Origin of the sequence: Aquitalea sp. ASV15, from assembly GCF_016429115.1 — a bacterium.
Taxonomy (GTDB): Bacteria; Pseudomonadota; Gammaproteobacteria; order Burkholderiales; family Chromobacteriaceae; genus Aquitalea; species Aquitalea magnusonii.
Genome location: NZ_JAELTZ010000102.1, coordinates 1 through 4692 on the forward strand (window position 1 = coordinate 1; position 4692 = coordinate 4692).

Below are 4692 nucleotides of genomic sequence, written 5' to 3' on the forward strand. Positions count from 1 at the left end.
GTACCGCACCGGCATCCACCGATGCCAGCTGATCGCGGTCGCCCAGCAGAATCAGCCGGGCCTGCGCCGGCAGGGCTTCCAGCAGACGGGCCATCAGCGCCAGATCGATCATCGAGGCTTCGTCCACCACCAGTACGTCCAGCGGCAGCGGCTGGCCGGCGTGATAGCGTGGCTGCGCGGCTCCCGGCCGCAAACCCAGCAGCCGATGCAGGGTCTGCGCCTGTTGCGGCAGCTGGGCCCGTACGCTGTCCGCGACTGGCAGGCTGTCGCGGGCATTGCGTACCGATTCGCTCAGGCGGGCGGCGGCCTTGCCGGTCGGTGCCGCCATGACCATGACCTGCGGCCGCTCCGCCAGCATGGCCAGCATGGCCAGCAAGCGCACCACCGTGGTGGTTTTGCCGGTGCCTGGCCCACCAGACACCACCAGCAGGCGCTGGCGGGCTGCCAAGGCTGCCGCCAGCTTTTGCCGGTCGGGCTGCCCGGCCGGCAGCGCCGGAAACAGCTGGTGCAGCACCGGCGCCAGCGTGCTGGCCGGCAGCGGCCGCTGGTCGGCCGCCAGCTGTGCCAGCTTGCGGGCCAGGCTCTGTTCGTCAAACCAGTGGCGGGCGAAATACAGTCGCCCGGCCGCATCCAGAATCAGCGGGGCGTAGCTGCCAGGCGCCCCCAGCACCGGGGAAGCCTGCAACAGCCGGCGCTCTGGCCGGTGGGCAATGGGCAGGCAGACATGGCCGGCCTGATTGGCCGCCGCCAGCTCGCTGACCAGCGCCAGCGTGCTGTCATCCAGTGCCGGATCCAGCCGCAACAGCAGCTGGGACAGTTGCTGTGGTAACAGTGGCGCAGTGAGCGCCGGGGAAGAATCGCTCATCCGCGGGATTTCTGGAAAATGGCCTTGAGTTTGCCACTGGCCTGCAACTGGCTGATGGCGCGGTTGAGTGCGGGCAGCCACTGGCGGAATTGCGGGTGCAGGCGCAGCATGACCGGCTGTGAGCTGATCAGGCCGCCCGGTTCGCAACGCAGCTCCTCCGGGGCCAGCATCAGCCGTTCGATCTGGCGACGCTCCAGCACCACGGCCTGCAGCCGGCCCAGGCGTAATTTGCTGAGGACTTCGTTTTCGCTCTGCGACATTTCATAGTGCACGCCGTGGCGGGCGAATTCGGTTTCAAAGGCACTGAGCGGCTGTCCCTGCAGCAGGCCGATGGTCTGGCCGTGCAGCTCGTCCAGCGAGCGCCCGCTGCGGCCATTATTGATGCGGCCACACAGCTGGTAATCCAGGGTGCCGATGGGCAGGGTGTAAAAACCGCCCACCGGCGACAGGCTGCGCCAGGCCGGATTGACGCCGACTTCCACATCCAGCCGGGCGACTTCGAACAGCTGCTGGATACGCAGCGCCGGGTAGTACTCGATATCGAAACGCACCCCGCTGAGTTTGCCGATCTGCTCCAGCGCCTCGCGATAGATGCCGGCCATCGGGCTGTCCGGGGTGAAGTTGTAAGGGCCGGCATTATCCACCACCACCCCTGCACGCAGGGTGATGTCAGCTGCCTGCGCCGGCAACAGCCACAGACAGCAGCACAACAGCAGGAAACTACGCACCCAACCTGGCCTCCAGCGCGGCGCAAATGGTGCTGAGCACCTTGATGCGCGCATAGTATTTGTTATTGGCTTCCACCAGCGTCCACGGCACCTTGCTGGTGCTGGTGCGATCGACCATATCGCTGACCGCCAGCTTGTAGGCATTCCACTTTTCACGGTTGCGCCAGTCCTCCTCGGTAATCTTGAAGCGCTTGAAGCCGGTTTCCTCGCGCAGCTTGAAACGCGCCATCTGTTCCTCGTTGCTGATGGCCAGCCAGAATTTCAGCACCACCGCCCCGTTTTCGCTCAGCTGGTGCTCGAAGTCGTTGATTTCATAATAGGCACGCATCCAGTCGTGTTCCTGGGCGAAGCCTTCCACCCGCTCCACCAGCACGCGGCCATACCAGGTGCGGTCGAAGATGGTGATGCCGCCCTTGCCCGGCACCTGGCGCCAGAAACGCCACAGCCAGGGTTTGACGCGCTCTTCCTCGGTGGGGGCGGCCACCGGCACCACGCGGTAGCTGCGCGCATCCAGTGCCTGGGTGATGCGGCGGATGGTGCCGCCCTTGCCGGCGGCGTCATTGCCTTCGAAGGCCAGTACCAGCGAATGGTTCTTGAAACGCTCGTCGCGGGTCAGCTTGCTCAGGCGGCCCTGCAGTTCGGCCAGCCGGGTCTTGTACTCGGCCTTGTCCATTTTCTGGTCCAGCTGCAGGGTGTCCAGAATGACCTTGTCGTCGATGGGGGCCAGCAGCGGCGGGGCCTCCGACACATCCACCGCGGTACCGTGCTGGTTGATGCGGTTGCGGATGGCCTTGAGAATGGTCTGACCCACCGTCAGGCTGCGGAAATTGGCATCCTCGCCATCCACCACGATCCATGGCGCATAGGCGGTATTGGTCAGGCGGATCATGTGTTCGCCGTATTTGCGGATGGTGTCGTAGCGCTCCATATTGGCCTTGTCATCCGCCGTCACGCGCCAGCGGGTGGCCGGATCCTTTTCCAGCTCTTTCAGCCGCTTGCGCTGCTTGTCCTTGGTCAGGTGAAACCAGAACTTGAGGATGAGCGCGCCATCCTGGCTGATCATGCGCTCCAGCCGCATGATGTCGAAGATTTCACGGTCGAAGGCGTCGTGGTCGATCTCATCGTAGACACGGTCGAACAGGGCATCGGAATAATAAGAGCCAAAAAACATGCCGATGCGGCCTTTCGCCGGCAGCTTTTGCCAGTAGCGCCACATCCAGGGCCGGGCACGTTCTTCGTCATTGGCACTGGCAAAGGCCACGGTGTCGATCAGCCGCGGGTCCAGCCATTCGTTGATCAGGTTCATGGTTTCGCCACGGCCGGCACCGTCAAAGCCGTGGATCAGGATCAGCACCGGGAAATCGGCCTTTTCCTTCAGGTCGTACTGCACGTCCAGCAAGGCCTCGCGCAGTAGCGGCACTTGCTCGCGATAGCTCTCTTTGCTGATGCTGTGGCCGATTTCTGCCGATTCAAACATTCCCTTCTCCCGTGATGAACTGCTGTTATGGCTGCTGGTGCATTTTTTCCTGCAACACGGCCTTATTCATGGAATAAATTCTCAAAAACCATCTGCGCCACGGCATCAGCTGCCGGTATCACGCGCACAATCTGCCACGCGGCTTCCGCCACACTGGCGTGGTGCATAGTCTACGCCATGCCATTGGCAAGGCAATGATAGATGCAGTCAGCGCAACAAGCCATCCAGCTCGGCAAGCAGGCCCTGCGCCGGCTGGTCCTGCCAGATGCCCATGCCGGCGCTGCCCATGCCGCGCAGGTAGAGGTAGCGCACACCGCCAAAGCAGCTGGCGAAATCCCGCCCGCGCGCCTTGAAATAGCGCTGCAGCGCCACGCAGTAAATCAGGTATTGCAGATAGTAGTGCTCGCGCGCCACCGACTGCAGCAGCTGCTCGGGGGCATAGTCGGTGGCCTGCTCGCCCAGGTGATTGGACTTGTAGTCCACCAGATACACCAGCCCGTCGGCCTCGAACACCAGATCGACAAAGCCCTTGAGATAGCCGCGCACGGTGCGGAAATCCAGCCCGGCGGCGGCCGTGCGCAAAGGCTGGGCCAGACCGTGCGCCGGATCGCTCAGCACGCGGCGCAAGGCGCTCACATCCAGCTGCTGCACCGGCAGGGTGAATTCCATTTCCACCAGTTTGCGCCCGGCAGGCACCCCGGCAAGCCGCACGCCGGGGGCCAGCTCGGCATCCAGTGTCTGGCGCAGCAGCTGCAGGGCCGCCGGCTGCCAGCTGTCGGCAAAACCGTGACGGCGCAGCTGCTGTGCCACCACCGGCTGCAACTGGGCATCGCTCATGCCGAAATCGATGTTTTCAAACATGGCATGCAGGCAGGTACCGGCCCGCGCCCCGCGAGGAAAGGCAAACGGGCTGTCGCTGGCCAGCAGCTCGCCGCGCTCTGCCGACGGCACCGGCAGGCCGCCGTCGTGATCCGGCCGCTCATTGGCCTTGCTGCTGCGGCCATGGGTGAGCGAGGTAAAACTGGCCACCCGCCACGGGCTGTAAACCGGCCGCTGAAACAGGCGCGCACTATAGTCCTGCCGCGCGCCCTGCGCCAGAGGCAAGGGATTCAGCCCGCCCTCCAGCGGACGCAGCCGCAAGGCGGCCGGCAAGCGGCCGGCCAGTGCGGCCAGTTGCTGCTCCAGCACGGCCGGGCTGAATTCCAGCTCGCGCAGGCTGGGCAGATCCGGGCAATCCGTGGCATGCAGCAGCCAGGACAGCGCCGCCGTCTGCATGTCCTTGACCCAGCCCCAGGCCAGGTACTGGCGGTGCTGGGCGCGGGTCAGTGCCACATAGAGCAGGCGCAGCTTTTCCGCCAGCATTTCGCTGCCGGCCTGCTGGCGCACGGCGGCATCGGCCAGCACATCCGGGCTGAGCATGGCCTGCCCGGCTGCGCGGTAACGCCAGAAGCTGGTATTGCGCCGCTCCAGTGCGCCATCCCACAGATAGGGGCAGAACACGATGGGGTATTGCAGCCCCTTGGAGGTATGGATGGTGACGATCTTCACCAGCGCGGCATCGCTTTCCAGCCGCAGCATGGCTTCCTCGCCGCCAGCCGGGCTGGCCACCCTGCCCTCCAGCC

Annotated in this window: 4 protein-coding genes; all 4 read right to left on the reverse strand. The window is 64.7% G+C overall.

Annotation, left to right across the window (positions count from 1 at the left end; all coding sequences use genetic code 11):
- Nucleotides 1-865: AAA family ATPase (locus JHD64_RS20800; RefSeq protein ID WP_199055481.1), on the reverse strand; the 865-nt coding region annotated here is incomplete at its 3' end.
- Nucleotides 862-1593: an ABC transporter substrate-binding protein gene (locus JHD64_RS20805; RefSeq protein ID WP_199055483.1), complete on the reverse strand. Its 732-nt coding sequence runs from the start codon at nt 1591-1593 to the stop codon at nt 862-864. The genes JHD64_RS20805 and JHD64_RS20800, both read right to left, overlap by 4 nt.
- On the reverse strand, nt 1586-3070 hold the full coding sequence (pap, locus tag JHD64_RS20810) for a polyphosphate:AMP phosphotransferase (RefSeq protein WP_199055485.1): 1485 nt from the start codon (nt 3068-3070) through the stop codon (nt 1586-1588). Before pap ends, JHD64_RS20805 begins: the two co-directional genes overlap by 8 nt.
- A 207-nt stretch (nt 3071-3277) precedes the next feature.
- A partial coding sequence (locus tag JHD64_RS20815; RefSeq protein WP_199055487.1) for a 3'-5' exonuclease occupies nt 3278-4692 on the reverse strand: 1415 nt, incomplete at its 5' end.

Bases quoted from the DNA above. Each gene is read 5' to 3' on its own strand.
- pap (WP_199055485.1), bottom strand. From the start codon at position 3,070: ATGTTTGAATCGGCAGAAATCGGCCACAGCATCAGCAAAGAGAGCTAT.